The 16741-nt window shown below is 63.8% G+C and carries 15 protein-coding genes; 2 read left to right on the forward strand and 13 right to left on the reverse strand.

Translation table 11 applies throughout. The features are described from left to right. The 5 genes from fghA to AB6802_RS16775 all read right to left on the reverse strand — a co-directional run bounded on the left by fghA (position 1) and on the right by AB6802_RS16775 (position 5994). Positions 1–834 carry an S-formylglutathione hydrolase gene (fghA, locus tag AB6802_RS16755; protein WP_371011245.1) on the reverse strand — a complete coding sequence of 278 codons (834 nt, stop codon included), beginning with the start codon at positions 832–834 and terminating at the stop codon, positions 1–3. Positions 835–948: 114 nt separating this feature from the next. Further along, positions 949–1596, reverse strand: coding sequence for a hypothetical protein (locus AB6802_RS16760; RefSeq protein ID WP_371011246.1), 648 nt, complete (start codon positions 1594–1596; stop codon positions 949–951). Between the two features lies 1 nt (position 1597). Next, the gene (locus AB6802_RS16765) at positions 1598–4489 is read right to left on the reverse strand and encodes a 2Fe-2S iron-sulfur cluster-binding protein (protein WP_371011247.1); all 2892 of its coding nucleotides are present in this window, start codon (positions 4487–4489) and stop codon (positions 1598–1600) included. A gap of 1 nt (position 4490) precedes the next feature. Beyond that, positions 4491–4742 carry a sarcosine oxidase subunit delta gene (locus AB6802_RS16770; protein ID WP_371011248.1) on the reverse strand — a complete coding sequence of 84 codons (252 nt, stop codon included), beginning with the start codon at positions 4740–4742 and terminating at the stop codon, positions 4491–4493. A 10-nt stretch (positions 4743–4752) separates the two neighbouring features. Then, positions 4753–5994 carry an FAD-dependent oxidoreductase gene (locus AB6802_RS16775; protein WP_371011249.1) on the reverse strand — a complete coding sequence of 414 codons (1242 nt, stop codon included), beginning with the start codon at positions 5992–5994 and terminating at the stop codon, positions 4753–4755. A 129-nt stretch (positions 5995–6123) separates the two neighbouring features. Here AB6802_RS16775 and AB6802_RS16780 point away from each other — a divergent pair, with 129 nt between their 5' ends. Next, positions 6124–7038, forward strand: coding sequence for a LysR family transcriptional regulator (locus tag AB6802_RS16780; protein ID WP_371011250.1), 915 nt, complete (start codon positions 6124–6126; stop codon positions 7036–7038). Position 7039: 1 nt separating this feature from the next. Here AB6802_RS16780 and AB6802_RS16785 read toward each other — a convergent pair whose 3' ends face one another. From AB6802_RS16785 to cyoA, 7 genes are read right to left on the reverse strand one after another with little or no spacing between them, the layout of a single operon-like run. After that, a complete protein-coding gene (locus AB6802_RS16785; RefSeq protein WP_371011251.1) occupies positions 7040–7585 on the reverse strand; it encodes a response regulator transcription factor in 546 nt (181 codons plus the stop codon). Next, positions 7563–8915, reverse strand: a complete 1353-nt coding sequence (locus AB6802_RS16790; RefSeq protein WP_371011252.1) for an ATP-binding protein — start codon at positions 8913–8915, stop codon at positions 7563–7565. Before AB6802_RS16790 ends, AB6802_RS16785 begins: the two co-directional genes overlap by 23 nt. Continuing rightward, complete coding sequence (locus AB6802_RS16795; RefSeq protein ID WP_371011253.1) at positions 8912–9715, reverse strand: SURF1 family protein; 804 nt, start codon at positions 9713–9715, stop codon at positions 8912–8914. The genes AB6802_RS16790 and AB6802_RS16795 overlap by 4 nt, the downstream gene beginning before the upstream one ends. Beyond that, positions 9712–10086 (reverse strand): cytochrome o ubiquinol oxidase subunit IV, encoded by a 375-nt coding sequence (cyoD, locus tag AB6802_RS16800; RefSeq protein ID WP_371011254.1) that lies wholly within the window; start codon positions 10084–10086, stop codon positions 9712–9714. The genes AB6802_RS16795 and cyoD overlap by 4 nt, the downstream gene beginning before the upstream one ends. Then, positions 10083–10709: a cytochrome o ubiquinol oxidase subunit III gene (cyoC, locus tag AB6802_RS16805; protein ID WP_371011255.1), complete on the reverse strand. Its 627-nt coding sequence runs from the start codon at positions 10707–10709 to the stop codon at positions 10083–10085. Before cyoC ends, cyoD begins: the two co-directional genes overlap by 4 nt. 2 nt (positions 10710–10711) lie before the next feature. Next, positions 10712–12718, reverse strand: a complete 2007-nt coding sequence (gene cyoB, locus AB6802_RS16810) for a cytochrome o ubiquinol oxidase subunit I (protein ID WP_371011256.1) — start codon at positions 12716–12718, stop codon at positions 10712–10714. Positions 12719–12729: 11 nt separating this feature from the next. Further along, positions 12730–13911, reverse strand: a complete 1182-nt coding sequence (gene cyoA / locus AB6802_RS16815; RefSeq protein ID WP_371011257.1) for a ubiquinol oxidase subunit II — start codon at positions 13909–13911, stop codon at positions 12730–12732. A gap of 200 nt (positions 13912–14111) precedes the next feature. Between cyoA and AB6802_RS16820 the strand changes: the two genes are divergently transcribed. Then, complete coding sequence (locus AB6802_RS16820) at positions 14112–15434, forward strand: MFS transporter (RefSeq protein WP_371011258.1); 1323 nt, start codon at positions 14112–14114, stop codon at positions 15432–15434. Positions 15435–15462: 28 nt separating this feature from the next. On the opposite strand, the gene AB6802_RS16825 is transcribed toward AB6802_RS16820, so the two are convergent. Beyond that, a complete protein-coding gene (locus AB6802_RS16825) occupies positions 15463–16554 on the reverse strand; it encodes a helix-turn-helix transcriptional regulator (RefSeq protein ID WP_371011260.1) in 1092 nt (363 codons plus the stop codon). Between the last annotated feature and the right edge of the window lie 187 nt (positions 16555–16741).

Genomic DNA, 16741 nt, shown 5'->3' on the forward strand with positions numbered 1-16741 from the left:
CTACGGCAGCCGAGCAGCGTGCCACTTCAGGTGATCGTCCATGAAGGTCGAGATGAAATTATAGGAATGGTCGTAACCGTCCTGCATGCGCAGCGTGAGATCGATGCCAGCCTGCCTGCAGGCCTCTTCGAGCAACCATGGGCGCAAGCCATCCTGCAGGAAGCTGTCCGCTGTGCCCTGGTCGACGAGGAAGCCAGGCAAGCGCTTGCCGTCCTCGATCAACAGCGTCGTGTCATAGGCGCGCCAGTTTTTCTCATCCGGCCCAAGATACTTCTCGAAGGCCGGCCGCGACCAGCCGGCCGTGCTCGGCTGCACGATCGGCGCGAAAGCCGAGCAGCTCTTGAACCGGTCGGGATTCTTCAACGCAATGGTCAGCGCGCCATGGCCGCCCATCGAGTGGCCGAAGATCGACTGGCGTGACATGTCGACCGGGAAATTGGCAGCGACCAGCGCCGGCAATTCCTCGGTGATGTAGGAATACATGCGGTAGTTTTTTGCATAGGGCTGCTCGGTCGCGTCGAGATAGAAGCTGGCGCCGCAGCCGAATTGCCAATTGTCCTTTTCGTCCGGAACGTCAGGCCCGCGCGGGCTGGTGTCGGGACAGACGATGACGAGCCCGAGCTCCGACGCCAGACGCCGGTATTCGCCTTTGTCCATGACATTGGCATGGGTGCAGGTGAGGCCAGACAGGTACCAGAGAACCGGCACGGGACCGTCCTTGGCCTGGGGCGGCACGAACACCGCGAAGGTCATTTCGCAGGCGCAGACCTCGGAAGCGTGCGAATAAACGCCCTGGACACCGCCATGCGATTTCGAGGTGGAAACGACCTTCATCAATTCTGCCTTCTCGTCAGCCTATCTCAATCCGGCATAGCCGCCGGCCAAGCCGCCCGCAACCTCGCGGCTCGCAAAACTGCGCCGGTGGTGCGATCGAGCTACGCTGCTGGACTATGCCGCGCGGTGGAGCGCGGCCAGTTGGAAGTTGGCCTCAAGACCAGCGGCGGTTTCCGTCAGCGCGTCCAGCGCGAAGGCGGCCGAGGCAATGTCGAAGAAGATGTCATAGGAGATCGCGCTGAAACGATCGAGACGCGCGATGACGACATCAAGATGCAGCGCGCGGGTCTGCGCCACCTGGCCGTGCCCGAGGCTTTCCGGCCTGAGATCGGCCATCGAGATCCGGCGCATCAAGGCCGGCGCGGCGGGGCCGGAGACGACGAACCAGGCCCAGCCCTCGTCGCGATAGGCGTCGTAGCCTTTGGCCGGCACCGCACTCTCCCGCCATGCCCGGCGCAAGTTGCGCAACCTTTCGCCGCTTGCGCCCGGAGGCGCGGTCAACAGCACCTCCTGCTGGCCGAGCCGCAGTACGCTGATGCCATCCGGCAAAGTGATAGCCTTGTTCACCACATCAGGCGCTGCACGTCCTTCCGCGGCAAGCCAATCCATGGTGCCCGGACCACGCAGGCCCATACGCTCGGTCCCGGTGCAATCCAACACGACATTGTCGCTGGTGCCCGGCAAAGCGATCGTCGGCGCCAAGCGATGCGCGATGGCGTTGCGGCGCATATTCGGATCGACGCTGGCGAAATCCACGATCATCCTACATCTCCTGCCGGCGATTTTCGGGATCATAGAACGGCTTCGCCACGACGTTGGCTTCGATCTCCTTGCCGCACAAGCCGCGAATGCGCAGGGTGGATCTTGGCGCCGTATCGCACGGATCGGCATAGGCCAGCCCGATCCATTTGCCCAATGTCGGTGAAAAACAGGTCGAGGTGACGAAGCCGACGGGGCGGCCGTCGCGCAGCACGAGGCAGGATTCGGCCAGGCGGATGCCGTGGCCTTCCGGCAACTCGAAGCCGCAAAGCCTGCGCTTCAACCCCAGTTTGCCGCGCGCTTCGATGGCCGTCCTGCCGACATGAAGCTGCTTGGTCTTGGACAGCGCCCAGCCCATGTTGAGCTCGTCCGGCGTCGACAGCGCATCGGTGTCCTGGCCGATGATGATGTGGCCCTTTTCCAGGCGCAGGATGCGCGATGCTTCAAGCCCGTAAGGCTCGAGGCCATGCGGTGCTCCCGCCTCCAGCAGCCTGCGCCACAGCGATGCGCCAAAGGATTGCGGCACATGCAACTCGTAGCTCAATTCGCCGGTGAAGCCGATGCGCATGATGCGCACCGGGCAACCACCGATCACGCCAGTGCGTCCATTCAGATAGGGAAAGGCTTCGGAGGCGAGGTCGATGTCGCTGCCCAGGGCCTCCAGCACCTTGCGCGCCGAAGGGCCGGTGACGTTGATCGCGGCGAAAGCTGCGGTGACGTTCTGGATGTCGACCTGCATGCGCCATTGCGCGTTGAGGAACAGCATCTCGCTGAAGACACGGGCCACAGCACCTGTTGTCGCGGTGACGTAGAATTCGGTTTCCGACAGGCGATAGGCGACGCCGTCGTCGATGACCGAGCCCATGTCGTTCAGCATCAGGCAATAGCGCACGCGGCCGACCGGCTGCTTGAGATGCGCCATGGTGTAGATCCGGTCGACGAAGGCTGCTGCATCCAGACTGCGGATCGCCAGTTTGCCGAGCGTCGAGACATCGAGCATGCCGGCCCGTTTGCGCACCAGGGTGACCTCGTCGGCGACTGTCTTTCGTGCATCGCCCTGCGCTCCATAGTGGAGCGGACGCCACCATGCGCCGGCCGGCGTCAGCTTCGCGCCGGCGGCGACATGCTCGGCATGCATCGGCGTATGGCGATAGGGCACATGGTGCGGACCGGCAAGCAGGCCGAGCTTTTCCGGTCCGAACGGCGGACGCGCGGTGGTGATGCCCACCTCGGCCACTGTGCGGCCGGTTTCGGCGGCAACGATCCTGGCGGTGGTCAAGGCGGAATGCCGGCCTTGCGACGGTCCCATGCCGACGGTGGAATAGCGCTTGACCAGCTCAAGCTCGCGATAGCCGTCGGCGACGGCATTCCGGATGTCCTTGACCTGCAAATCCTCGTCGAAATCGACAAAATCGCGGCCTTTGGGATGAGCCAGGAGCTGATGGAAATGGTTCATGCCCGGCGCGATTGGATCGGCTATCAGCTCCGGCTGGGCGATGTCGCAACCAATCAGCTTTGCCGCCTTGGCGCCAGCCGCCTCGCCGCTGCGCAGCACCGTCTTCAGATCGAAGAAACCGGCTGCCGAACCGGCGACATGGAGCGCATCCGGCAGGTTGCGCAGCACGAACTGCTTGCTCGCCTCGTCATAGTCCAGCCTGGCGCCTGCATGCAGCGGCAGTTGATAGGCCGGCGTGTAGCCGGCGGCGATCACCAGGTGATCGCAATCGAGCTGTTCAGTGCCGCCAGAGGTCGTGAAGCGCACGGCGCAGACATGGCGGTTGCAGGCGGTGCCGACGGCCTCGCTCACCGACGCGCCGTGGACGATGCGGACACCGCGCTCGATCAGGCGCTGCGCCAGATCCGGGAAAGCCGGGCTCACAGCCGGATCGAGAACAGCGGCAATCGACACACCGGCCTCTACCAGATCGAGCGCGGCGAGATAACCGTCGCGGTTGCCGGCGAAGACCACGGCGCGCTCACCGGGTCGGACCGCATAATGGCGCATCAGGCGTTGCGCCGCGGAGGACAGCAGCACCCCCGGCAGATCATTGTTGCGGAAAACCAGCGGCTGTTCCTGCGATCCGGCGGCGACCACCACCTGCCTTGCCCGCACCCGATAAAGCCGGTCGCCCTGCAGGACGGGAAGAAAGTTGTCGGCAAACCAGCCATTGCAGGTCGCCTGCGTCATGACCTGGATGTTGGCCAAAGCGGCGACCTTTGCCCGCAATGCTTCCAACGCCGCTTGCGCTTCGGCATTGTCGAGACCGAAACGCGCATAGGTCAGCGCGCCACCGAGCTCCGGACTGAGATCGACCAGCAGCACCTGCGTCCCCGCCTCCGCCGCCGCCACGGCGGCCGACAGGCCGGCCGGGCCGGCGCCGACAACGAGCACATCGGTGTGGATGTTTTCCCTGACATAGTGGCCGGGGACGGCCGCCAGATCGACTTTGCCGAGACCTGCCGACCTGCGGATGAGAGGCTCCCAGAATTTCAGCCAGCTCCTGACGCCCGGGCCAAAGAAGCTGCGATAGTAGAAGCCCACCGGCATGAAGCGGCCGAGCCTGTCCAGCACCGCGCCGCGGTCGCGCTCGGCCGTGCCGATGACGTTCTGGGCCGTGACCTTCATGCCGTCGGCGGCGACGCGCAGATCGGCCCGCACATTCGGCTCGTCCGGCAATTGCACCAGCGTGTTGGCGTCCTGCCCGGCCATCGTCAGGATGCCGCGCGGGCGATGGTATTTGAACGAGCGCGACAGGATCCAGCGGCCTGCGCCGGCCATCGCCGAGGCAATCGTGTCCCCGGCGAAGCCTTCGACTACCCGGCCGTCGAACTGGAACCGGATTTTTCTCGCGCGGTCGAGACGCGATCCCCAGGGAAGCGGCAGTCGTTCAGTCATGTCAGGCGGGCTTCTGGCTGGGAAGATAGGTGGCGACGATCTGGTCGGTGACGGTGTGGCGTTCGGCGATCAGGATGGTGTTGGACGGCGTGTGCCGCCACCACTCGCGCATGACGCCAAGCGGGTTCTCCGCATAGAACAGCGCCTCGATCAGTTGGCCGGGTTCTTCGGCGTTTGCCGCGCGGACCGGCCCGAGATACTGGAACTCGGCGATGTTGCGGGGCCCGTTCACCGGGCAGGTCAATAGCTTCACGGCAAGCCTCTCAATGGCTTGCGGCAGTCGCGCCCATTTCGTTCAGCAGCGCGAAGCTGTCGAACCGGCGCAAGTCGAACGGTTTCAGGATGTCCGGCACCTTGCCGGTGGCGATCGTTTCGGCCATGCGCTTGCCGGCCACTGGCGTCGCCTTGAAGCCCCAGGTCCCCCAGCCGCAATCCAGCCAGTAGTTCGCCAGCGGCGAGGCGCCCATGATCGGGCTGTAATCCGGCGTCATGTCGGTGATGCCGGCCCATTGCCGCAACAGCTTGACCTTGTGCAGGAAGGGAAAGAGGTGCAGCGCGCCCTCGGCCAGATGTTCCTTCTGGTCGAGCGTCGAGCGGGTCGATGCGAGCTGATACGGGTCGGAGCCGCCGCCAATGACGACCTCGCCACGCGACGACTGCACCAGATAGGTGTGCAGATTGGCCGAAGAGACGAGCGTGTGCAAGAAGGGTTTCAGCGGCTGCGTCACCATCGCCTGCAGCGGGAAGCAGCGTATGGGCAAACGGATGCCGGCAAGTGCGGCCACCTGGCCGTTGAGACCGCCTACAGCCTGCAGCACCTGGCCGGCGGCAATCTTGCCGCGGTTTGTCCTGACATGGGTGACGCGGTCGCCACTCAGCTCGAAACCGGTGACTTCGGTGCGCTGGTGGATTTCCACGCCGCGCCGGCTGGCATGCTTTGCGTAACCCCAGGCAACGGCGTCATGCCGGGCAGTGCCGCCATCCGCGTGCCAGAGTCCGCCCAACACCTCGTGCATGCCGCCGATGTCGAGGTTCAGATGTGGGACCAGTTCCTTGACCGTCCGGGCATCGACGACATCGATACGCGTGCCGACGTGTTTGCCCATTTCGGCGCGCAGATGGAAACTGCGCATCGTTGCGTCCGAATGCGCCAACGTCAGCTGGCCGCGCTGCGAATACATGATGTTGAAGCCGAGGTCCCGCGACATGGTCTCGAAAAGGCGCACGCCTTCGTCGTAGAAGCGGACCGATTCTTCGGTCATGTAATTCGAGCGGATGGTGGTCGTGTTGCGCGCCGTGTTGCCGCCGGCGAGATACCCCTTTTCCAGCACCGCGACATTGCCGATGCCATGCACGTTGGAGAGGTAATAAGCGGCTGCAAGACCGTGTCCGCCACCGCCGATAATCACGACATCATAGGACCGCTTCAGCTCCGGCGTCGAAGGGATATCGCCAAAGGACACGTGCTTTGAACGCAGGCCGTATCGGAGCAGGGAGAAAGGCATTTTGGGCGCGTTCCGTGCGGAGGCTGGACGAGGCCTTAGAGAAGCCTTGAGGCGCAAAGTTCGCAAGAAATCGATCTTTACCCGGTGACCTCGTTTTCATAATATCTGACCAAGAAAAACAGGGTCAGTATGAGAAACCTGCCGCACCTCAGCTATCTGGAAGCCTTCGAAGCGGCAGCGCGCCATCTGAGCTTCACCCGAGCCGCCGGCGAGCTGAAATGCACGCAGGCGGCGATCAGCCAGCGGGTGCGCGCGCTGGAGCAGTTTTTTGCCAGGCCGTTGTTCCATCGGCGGCGCAATGGCCTCGAATTGACCGAAGTCGGCACCGCCTATCTGCCAGGCATCAGCGAGGCGCTCGATCGCGCCGAGGCCGCGACGCAAGGGCTGATGGGCGCGCGGGCGCAGACCAGCCTGACGGTGTCGGCGCCGCTGAGCTTCGTGACCTTGTGGCTGGCCCGGCATCTCGGCAGTTTTTCCGCCGCTCATCCGCTAATTGAGATCCGCCTCAACAGCACGATCTGGACGGATCCCAATGTGGAACTGGCGGATCTCAGCATCCTGGTGCTCGACCCGCCGCAGCGCATGCCGGGCGCGGTGAGACTTTGGCAAGACCGGCTGACGCTTGTCTGCGATCCGCTGACTGCTGGCAAAGCCGGTTCGAAACCGAACGCCCCGTGGTTCAACGGCGCCCGGCTGATCTATGTGCAGGGGCGCGTGCAGTTGCTGGACCAGTGGGCCAAGGACAAGAAGATTGCCGTTGCGCCGAAGCTGGCTCCAATCAAGGCCGACAACGCGGCGGCCGCGTTGGAGCTCGCAGCCTGCTCGGGCGGCGTCGTCGCCACGCTATCGACTTATGCCGCGGCCTATCTGACCTCCGGGCGGCTGGTCGCGCCGTTCGGCATGGGCGATGCGCTGCCGATGGCTTTGCATATCGTGCCGAACCAGCAACGACGCCTGTCCAGATCGGCTGCGCTGTTCGTCGAGTGGCTGTCGAAGGAGGCGCCGTTCACCGGCGCCGCCGAGAAATCCGCGACTGCGCGGTAGCCTATTGCACCACGCGCTTCTCGAGCTTTCGGGCGAGCGTACGCCTATGCAGGCCGAGCCGACGCGCGGTCTCGGAAATATTGAAGCCGGTCTCGACCAGCGTCTCGTGGATGCGCTCCCATTCGAGGTTCTTGATCGAGGTGGGACGGCTGGAGAGCTGCACCGAGGTATCGCCGGCGCCGCGGCCGAAGGCGGCCTCGATGTCGTCGGTGTTGGCGGGCTTGGCCAGATAGTGGCAGGCGCCGAGCTTGATCGCCTCGACTGCCGTGGCGATGCTGGCAAATCCGGTCAGCACGACGATCCGGATCGAGGCGTCGCGGGCGCTGAGCAGCTTGACGCATTCGAGGCCGGAGCCGGCTCCGAGCTTGAGATCGACGACGGCGTAGGCCGGCACGGCCGTTTGCAGCGCGGCGAGCAATGCCTCGCGGTCCGGGCAGACCGTGACCTCGTAGTCGCGCTTTTCGAACGAGCGTTTCAACGTCCTGGCGAAGGTGGCGTCGTCCTCGACGATAAACAGCGATCCGTCAGGCATGGTGATCGGTTCCATTGGTCAGCGCCGCCAGCGGCAGCGAAAGGGTTACGCAGGCGCCCTTGGCCGTGTTGCGCACCGAGATGTCGCCACCGAGCTTGCTCACCACGTTGAACACCAGGAACAGGCCGAGCCCGCCACCCGGCCGCCCCTTGCTCGACATATAGGGCTGGCCGAGCGCTGCCAGAATATCCTTGTCGAAACCAGACCCGCGGTCGTTCACGGAAAACACCAGCCTGTCGTCCTGTCGCTCAGCGGTGACGCCGACCCAATCGTGCGACGCTTCATAGGCGTTGTCGAGCACATTGAAGATGACCTGCTTCAAGGCCGTGTCGGACACCATCTCATCGTCGGGCTCGAAGCCGTTCTCGTAGTCCAGCCGGAAGGGCTGGCGGCTGACACGCCACTCCTGGACCAGATCGTCGAGGAAGTGGCGGATGGTGGTGCGGATCGTGCCCTCGCCGCGCGCCTGTCCGGACGACATCAGGATGCCGGTGACGATGCTTTTGCAGCGTTCGATCTGCGCCAGCATTTCGACGACGTCCTCGGACAGTTCGCGATTGCGTTTGATGCCGCGCATATGGCGCCAGTCGGATAGGATGACCGAAATTGTCGAGAGCGGCGTGCCCAGTTCATGCGCGGCGCCGGAAGCCAGGAGACCCATGCGCACGATGTGGTCTTCTTCGGCCGAGCGCTGGCGTAGATCGGCCAGATAGGCGTCGCGCTCGCGCAAATTGCGGTTGATGCGCGTCATGAAGATAACGATGAGACCGGCCGCCAGCACGAAGCAGATGAACATGCCGCGCAGATGCAGCGCGAGAAGGTCGCTGCCGCCGTGATGCGGGATGGCGATCGGCTGAAAGACGAAGATAAGGAAGACGAAGCAGCCCGATGCCGCAACCACGAGGATCCAGGTCGACCATGGCGTCAGAAGTGCCGCGCCAAGCGTGATCTGCAAAAGATAGAGCGACACGAACGGGTTCGAGGCGCCGCCGCTCAAATAGAGCTGCGTGGTCAGCGCCGCCATGTCGAAGATCAGCGCGACGAAGAGCTGCGTGTTGCTGATGCGGCGGTTGCCGCGCAAGGCGAGCAGGCTGAAGATGTTGAGCCCGACGAGGAATAGCACGACACCGGCCATCTCGGCCAGCGGCAGCGGGATGGCGAACCAGTATTGTGTGACCAGGATGGTCAGCACCTGACCCGCCACCGCCAGCCAGCGCAGCTGGATGAGCAGAAGCAGGTTCTTCCTGTTGGTCACATCGGAATTCGAGCTGCCGCCGCCCTGGCCGGCGAGCGAAGCCGCCGGGAATGACTTGTCGTGACGAGGCCGCCGGATGGAGATGTTCATCGTGCCGCAGCCCGCTTCCGGCGGCGGGCAAGGACCGGCCGGCCGAGCCCGATTGCCAGCATCACTGCCAGGGCGAACCAGGTCAAAGCATAGATCAGATGGCTGTTGCGGAAGGTGACGACGGTGAGCCCGGCGCGCGGCCAGCTGTCGGAGCCGGAAGCCTCGGCATCGACGAAATAAGGGGCCACGTTCGTCAGGCCATTTGCCTTGGCGATGGCGGCAACGTCGCGCGAATACCAGCGATTGGCCGCTGGGTCGTTGCTGCGCAGGAAACCGCCGCCGGGCTCGTCGATGCGCAGCAGGCCGTCGACCATTACCGACGTTACGCCGCCGCTCTCTTGCTGGAATTCCGCCTTGCGTTCCTGCGGGATGAAGCCTCGATTGACGAGGACCGTGAAGCCGTTGTCGGTGCGCATCGGTGTCAGCACCCAATAGCCACCGCCAAGCTCGGTCACCGCCTGCACCAGCGTGTTGGCGCCACCCTGAAACTGCCCGGCGAGCCGCACATGGCGATATTCGTAGGCGGCTGCGTTGATGTCGCCCCAGGTCGCAGGTCCAGGCGCATCGACGACCGGAGCATGGATGCGCTGGTCGACACGGGCGATCAGGTCGAGCTTCCAGACCCGTCTCTCCAGCTGCCAGATGCCGAGGCCGACAAACACCAGGACGCCGAGGAGTCCAATCAGGACAAGCAGCACCCGCGATGCCGAACCGACGCCCTTTGCCGGCGCGACGGCAGAGCCGGCACGACCGACCGTGGCCTCGGCGTTGGTCCTCCCCGCGCCTGCCGCAGGGCTCATGGCATTTGCCGCATCTCGTGGAGCCCCGGCATCATGTTGGCGTTGAGGTGGTACATCACCCACAGCGAGCCTGTGAGCACGATGACGACGAGGATCAGCGTGAAGATGAGCGCCAACATCGACCAGCCGCCCTCCGAAGAGGTGTTCATATGCAGGAAGAAGACCATGTGGACGACGATCTGCACCGCCGCGAAGACCATGATGATGACGGCAGTGGCCTGCTTGTTATCGATGGCGCCGTTCATCACCAGCCAGAACGGAATGGCGGTCAGGATCACCGACAGGACAAAGCCGATCAGGTAGCCCTTCAGCGACCCATGAGCCGCGCCGCCATGCGTGTCGCCGTGATCCGCGTGATCGTGAGCGCTCATCGCAGCATCCCCAGCAGATAGACGAAGGTGAAGACGCCGATCCAGACGACGTCGAGGAAGTGCCAGAACATCGAGAGGCACATCAGCCGGCGGCGGTTGGCCTCGATGAGACCGTGCCTGGCGACCTGGATCATCAGCGTCACCATCCAGACGATGCCGAAGGTGACATGCAGGCCGTGCGTGCCGACGAGCGTGAAGAAGGACGACAGGAAGGCGCTGCGCTGCGGCGTTGCGCCCTCGTGGATCATATGCGCGAATTCGTAGAGCTCGATGGAGAGAAACGCCAGGCCGAACAGCATGGTCACGGCAAGCCAGGCTTGCGTCGCCGCGACGCGGCCCCTGACCATGGTCAGCATGGCAAAGCCGTAAGTGATCGAGGACAACAGCAGCATGGTGGTGTTGACGGCCACCAGGTCAAGGTCGAACAGGTCCTTCGGCGCGGGACCCGCCGCGTAATTGCCGCCGAGCACGCCATAGGCCGCGAACAGCATGGCGAAGATCAGGCAGTCGCTCATCAGATAGAGCCAGAAGCCGAGCATGGTGCTGCCGCCTTCGGCGTGCGCATGCTCTTCTTCCAGATGGAAGACTGGTTCGGCGTCGGCCGTGATTGCCATCGATGCCATGCTCAGACCCTGGCTCCCTGAGCGGCGAGGAGCGTTGTCCTCGCCTCTTCCGTTTGCGTGACTTCGGCAGCCGGTATGTCGAAGTCACGGTGATAGTTGAAGGTGTGGCCGATCGCGGTGGCGATCAGGCAGACGAAGCTCAGGGCCGCCAGCCACCAGATGTACCAGATCATCCCGAAGCCGAGCGCGACGCTGAACACCGCCAGAATGACGCCGGTCCCGGTGTTGCGCGGCATATGGATCGGCTTGTAGCCGGAAAGTGGGCGCCGGTAGCCAGCTCTCTTCATGTCGAACCAGGCATCGTTGTCGCGGATGACCGGCGTGAAGGCGAAATTGTAGGCCGGCGGCGGCGAGGAGGTCGACCATTCGAGCGTGCGGCCGTCCCAGGGATCGCCGGTGACATCGACCAGCTCGGCGCGGCTGCGGATCGAGACGTAGATCTGGACCAGGAAGGCGGCGATGCCGCAGGCGATCAGCACCGCGCCGAAGGCGGCGATGACGAACCATATCTGCAGGGAGGGGTCATCGAAGACCCGCATGCGCCGCGTCACGCCCATCAGGCCAAGGATGTAGAGCGGCATGAAGGCGAACCAGAAGCCAAGCACCCAGCACCAGAACGAGACCTTGCCCCAGAACGGATCGAGTCTGAAGCCGAAGGCCTTCGGCCACCAATAAGCGATGCCGGCAAACAGGCCGAACAACACCCCGCCGATGATGACGTTGTGGAAATGCGCGATCAGGAACAGGCTGTTGTGCAAGACGAAGTCGGCCGGCGGGACGGCAAGCAGCACGCCGGTCATGCCGCCGACGGTGAAGGTCAACATGAAGGCCAGCGTCCACATCATCGGCAATTCGAAGCGAATGCGGCCGCGATACATCGTGAACAGCCAGTTGAAGATCTTCGCCCCGGTCGGGATCGAGATGATCATCGTGGTGATGCCGAAGAAGGAATTGACGCTGGCGCCGGAGCCCATGGTGAAGAAGTGGTGCAGCCAGACGAGGTAGGACAGGATGGTGATGACTATCGTGGCGTAGACCATCGATGTGTAGCCGAACAGGCGCTTGCCCGAGAAGGTCGAGGTGACTTCCGAGAAGACGCCGAACAGCGGCAGGATCAGGATGTAGACCTCCGGGTGGCCCCATATCCAGATGAGGTTCACATACATCATCGGGTTGCCGCCGAAATCGTTGGTGAAGAAGTTGGTGCCGACATAGCGGTCGAGCGCAAGCAATGTCAGCACCGCCGTCAGCACCGGGAAGGACGCCACGATCAGCACGTTGGTGCAGAGCGATGTCCAGGTGAAGACGGGCATGCGCATCATCGTCATGCCGGGGGCGCGCATCTTGATGATGGTGCAGATCAGGTTGATGCCGGACAGCGTCGTGCCGACGCCCGCCACCTGCAGCGCCCATATGTAGTAATCGACGCCGACGTCGGGACTGTAGCCGATGCCGGACAGCGGCGGATAGGCGAGCCAGCCGGTGCGGGCGAACTCGCCGACGAACAGTGAGGCCATGACAAGGATGGCGCCGCCGACCGTCATCCAGAAGCTGAAATTGTTGAGGAAGGGGAAGGAGACGTCGCGCGCGCCGATCTGCAGCGGCACGACGAAGTTCATCAGCCCGGTGACGAAAGGCATTGCCACGAAGAAGATCATGATCACGCCGTGCGCCGTGAAGATCTGGTCGTAGTGGTGCGCGTTGAGGTAGCCTTCCGAGCCGTTGAAGGCGATGGCCTGCTGCAGGCGCATCATGATGGCGTCGGAGAAGCCGCGCAACAGCATGACGAGGCCGAGCACCATGTACATGACGCCGATCTTCTTGTGGTCGACGCTGGTGAACCACTCGCGCCACAGATAGCCCCAGAGCTTGAAGTAGGTGACCGCGCCGAGAAGCGCGAGGCCACCTAGCGCCACGACGATGAAAGTGCCGACGACGATCGGCTCGTGCAGCGGCAGCTGCTCCAAGGTAAGGCGGCCGAAGATGAGCTTGGTCAGCGTCTCAGACATCCGCTATCCCTTCACAATTCCAAACGCAGCAGACCGAGCGACGGCTTGTCCGCCTCTGCCTGGCGGCTGCCGGCGCCGGGCTTGAGCAGACCGACGCCGTGCAGGGGCGACAGATCTCTGATCGGCCAATTCCCGGCATCGCCATCGCGAGACGCGCGCGAGGCGGCGGCCGCCTCCTCCGCCGTGCAGATGCTCGCCACGTAGGACAGCTTGTTGCCGAACACCGCGCCGCGCCGGGCAAGCTTGTCATATTGCAGCGGCAAGGTGTTGCGCACGCCGGCGAGACCCAGGCCACCCCTGGCGTCGATCGACATCATCTCGTTCATGCACATCTTGCCGCGCTCGACGCACAAATTGAGGATGGCGCCATAGAGGTCGGGATCGACCGAAGCATAGTGGCGGACCGGTTCGTTCTCGCTTGGCCGTTCGAGCGCGAGGTAGCTGTCGCGGGTCAGTGTCGTCTGCGCGCTTTTGGTCTGCGCGATCCATTGCTCGAAATCCTTGTCGGACAGGCCGTGGAAAGCGAAGCGCATGCCCGAAAAGCCGGCGCCGCTGTAATTGGCCGAGAAGCCTGTGTAGCTGCCCGGCTGGTTGATGACGGCATGCAGCTTCGTCTCCATGGCGGGCATGGCATAGATCTGCCCGGCAAGGGCCGGAATGTAGAAGGAGTTCATCACCGTGGACGATGTGATGCGGAAGTCGATCGGCTGGTTGACCGGCGCAGCCAGCTCGTTGACGGAGGCGATGCCGTAGTCGGGGTAGATGAACAGCCATTTCCAGTCGAGTGCAACGACCTCGACCTGGAGCGACTTATGGTTCTGCGTCACCGGCTGTCCAGGCTCGATCCGATCGATGCGCCGGTAGGGATCGAGCAGATGTGTGCCGAGCCAGGTTAGCGCGCCCAGGCAGATGATGATGAGCAGGGGCGCTGCCCAGATCACCAGCTCCAGCTTGGTCGAATGGTCCCAGTCGGGCGTATAGGTCGCGGCATGGTTGGATTGCCGGTAACGCCAGGCAAACAGCACCGTCAGCGCCATGACCGGCACGATGATGAGCAGCATCAGCATGGTCGAGACGACGAGCAGATCGCGCTGCTGCGCAGCGACATCGCCCGCGGGCGCAAGCACGACGAAGTCGCAGCCGCTCAGCAGCACGGCCAGGGGAAACAGAAGCAAGGCTCCGGATCGTTTCATCAAACGTTGCCCTCGATGGCGCGGCAGCAGGCCTTGGCAAGCCACGACGCGATATGGATCAACGGCTACTGCCGCCGTCACCGCGACGACATTGGACAATTTGTCCAATGCCCAGTTGGTATGGCTTTCGCGAAAGTGTGCACGCATAATGGGACGGCGACAATCGCGTTCCGAACTTGAGCTCGGTGGCGACGGAAATTATGGCTGGAACTTCGACTGCCGAAACTGACAGCAAACTGATCGGCTCGCATCACGGCCAGGTCAGCGCTGGCGATATCGCGGTCGGCGTGATCATCGGCAGGACGTCGGAGTTCTTCGACTTCTTCGTCTATGCCATCGCTTCAGTCATCGTTTTTCCCAAGCTGGTGTTCCCGACGCACGACCCGCTCGCTGGAACGCTCTATTCCTTCGTCATCTTCGCGCTGGCCTTCATCGCGCGCCCGTTCGGCACCGTGCTGTTCATGGCCATCGATCGCGCCTATGGCCGCGGTGCAAAGTTGACGATCGCGCTCTTCCTGCTCGGCACCTCGACCGTCGCCATGGCGTTCCTGCCTTCCTATGAGGATGTCGGCGTGATCGCCGCCTGGCTGCTGGCGCTGACGCGCTTCTTGCAAGGCCTGGCGCTTGGTGGGACGTGGGACGGGCTGCCATCGCTGCTGGCCATGAACGCGCCACATAACCGGCGCGGCATCTATGCGATGATCCCGCAGCTCGGCGCGCCGATCGGCCTCATCGTCGCAAGCTCGCTGTTCGCCTTCTTCGTCGCCAATCTGTCGGCCGACGATTTCTTCGCCTGGGGCTGGCGCTATCCCTTCTTCGTCGCCTTCGCCATCAATGTCGTGGCGCTGTTTGCAAGGCTGCGCATCGTGGTGACGCCCGAGTTCTCGAAACTCTATGAGAGCGGCGACCTGCAGCCGACGCGCATCAAAGACACAGTCAGGACTGAAGGCCGCAACGTCGTCATCGGCGCCTTCGCGCCGCTGGCGAGCTTCGCCCTGTTTCACATGGTGACCGTGTTTCCGCTCTCCTGGGTGTTCCTGTTCACCAATGAGGGTCCGGAGCGCTTCCTGGTGATCGAGGCGGTAAGCGCATTCTTCGGCATCGCGGCCATCGTGGCATCGGGCCCGCTGGCCGACCGCGTCGGGCGCCGCAATTTGCTCGTCGGCTCGGCGATCACCATCGCCATCTTCAGCGGCTTTGCACCGCAGCTTCTGGACGGCGGCGCCGTCGGCGAAACCGTCTTCATGGTGCTGGGCTTCATCCTGCTCGGCCTGAGCTTCGGGCAGTCCTCCGGCATCGTCGCATCGAGCTTCTCGCGCCACCACCGCTACACCGGCTCGGCGGTGACGTCGGATCTGGCCTGGATGTTCGGCGCCGGCTTCGCGCCGCTCGCGGCGCTGTTGATGGCGGGCAATTTCGGCCTCATCGCCGCCGGCGCCTATCTGCTCTCAGGCGCTGTGTGCACTCTGATTGCGCTGTGGATCGACAGGCAATCCTCTAGGACCGACCGCAGCGCCGATTGAGGTCAGAAAGCCGCGCGCCGCGGCCGGATCACTGAACCGAAGGTGCGACCAGCGGCTGCATCGTCTTCAGCATGGCGACCAGTTGGCTCTGCTGGTGGGTACCGGTCTTCTGGAAGACACGCTCGAGATAGGTGCGGGCCGACTTGACGGTGATGCCGTATCGGCCAGCCGATTGCGCCAGCGTGAGGCCGGCCGCGAGATCGGCTGCCAGCCGCGCCTCCGCCGGCGTCAGATCGAACAGCGCGTTGAGCAGGCTCGCCGAGGGCACCAGCGCGCTCGGTTTGACGGGCGTGGCCATCATCAAGATATCGGCATTGCCGAAGAGGTCGTGCGCCGTGCGCCGCAACGGCAGCAGATGGACGACGAGAGGCGCCTCGCCGCCGATCCCAGGCACCGGGATGGATCCGATCGCATCGTCAGCGCGGCTCATGCCGGTCACGGCCCGCTGAAACAGCCGATTGGCATCGCGATCGGCAATCGCCAATCCACCATAGGCGACCGGCAGGAAGGCCGTGTCGAGCCGGTCCAGATGCAGGTTGGTCGTCATGATGCGCCCATTCGCCGACAGCACCGCGGCCGGCAGCCCAAGCAGGTCGAGCGCCGAGGTCGTCGCTTCGGCGCGTTCCATGCGCAGCCGCCCGGCCACCAGGCTGGCGCGGGCAAGATGCGGCCGCAGCGCGTCGAGCCTGCCGACCTCGGCGTCGTCATAGCCGGCGTCCTTGATCCATTTCTGAAAGACGAAGGTCGCCAGCTCACCGGTCGGCATCGGGATCGCCGTGCAAAGATGCGCGCCGATGCCGAACTCTCTCAGCATAATGCGGGCCGGATCGCGCTCGATCTCATCGGAGCTCAGGAAATCGTCGACACGCACGAAGCTTGCCGGTTGCAGGCTGCACATCTTCTGGACGCTGTCGCAAAATTTCCAGAAGTCGCCTTTGATGAACTCGTCGAACAGCGGCCGCAGATTGTCGAGCGTCGTCCCACCCGGCGGGCCGTTGTCGCTGAAGAAGAAGACCTGCGCGCTGGCCGAGTTCGACAAGCCGCTCGCTTGCTGCAGCACGGCGTTCCATCGCTCCGGAACGAAGGCCGCCTCGTAGATGGTTTCGATCAGTTCGATCATGACCGCCTTGGGATTGCTGCGGCCAGTCAGGCTCGCGTTGTTGACTATCCGACACCTGCCGCCCGATCTCAAGCCAGCGCTTATAAGCGCCATTCGGAAGGGCGCCGCCTGCCCGCTCAGGCGAAAAGAGTTTGCGCCTATGGGCCATATCGCGGATTTGCTTTTCTTGGTGATCGCGGTTTCCTGG

It is taken from the genome of Mesorhizobium sp. RCC_202, assembly GCF_041355295.1.
Lineage (GTDB): Bacteria > Pseudomonadota > Alphaproteobacteria > Rhizobiales > Rhizobiaceae > Mesorhizobium.

Coding starts and splice junctions, on each gene's coding strand:
- cyoB (WP_371011256.1), bottom strand. CDS start 12,718: ATGTCTGAGACGCTGACCAAGCTCATCTTCGGCCGCCTTACCTTGGAG.
- cyoC (WP_371011255.1), bottom strand. CDS start 10,709: ATGGCATCGATGGCAATCACGGCCGACGCCGAACCAGTCTTCCATCTG.
- AB6802_RS16820 (WP_371011258.1), top strand. CDS start 14,112: ATGGCTGGAACTTCGACTGCCGAAACTGACAGCAAACTGATCGGCTCG.
- AB6802_RS16790 (WP_371011252.1), bottom strand. CDS start 8,915: ATGAACATCTCCATCCGGCGGCCTCGTCACGACAAGTCATTCCCGGCG.
- AB6802_RS16760 (WP_371011246.1), bottom strand. CDS start 1,596: ATGATCGTGGATTTCGCCAGCGTCGATCCGAATATGCGCCGCAACGCC.
- AB6802_RS16785 (WP_371011251.1), bottom strand. CDS start 7,585: ATGGAACCGATCACCATGCCTGACGGATCGCTGTTTATCGTCGAGGAC.
- cyoA (WP_371011257.1), bottom strand. CDS start 13,911: ATGAAACGATCCGGAGCCTTGCTTCTGTTTCCCCTGGCCGTGCTGCTG.
- AB6802_RS16795 (WP_371011253.1), bottom strand. CDS start 9,715: ATGAGCCCTGCGGCAGGCGCGGGGAGGACCAACGCCGAGGCCACGGTC.
- fghA (WP_371011245.1), bottom strand. CDS start 834: ATGAAGGTCGTTTCCACCTCGAAATCGCATGGCGGTGTCCAGGGCGTT.
- cyoD (WP_371011254.1), bottom strand. CDS start 10,086: ATGAGCGCTCACGATCACGCGGATCACGGCGACACGCATGGCGGCGCG.
- AB6802_RS16775 (WP_371011249.1), bottom strand. CDS start 5,994: ATGCCTTTCTCCCTGCTCCGATACGGCCTGCGTTCAAAGCACGTGTCC.
- AB6802_RS16825 (WP_371011260.1), bottom strand. CDS start 16,554: ATGATCGAACTGATCGAAACCATCTACGAGGCGGCCTTCGTTCCGGAG.
- AB6802_RS16780 (WP_371011250.1), top strand. CDS start 6,124: ATGAGAAACCTGCCGCACCTCAGCTATCTGGAAGCCTTCGAAGCGGCA.
- AB6802_RS16765 (WP_371011247.1), bottom strand. CDS start 4,489: ATGACTGAACGACTGCCGCTTCCCTGGGGATCGCGTCTCGACCGCGCG.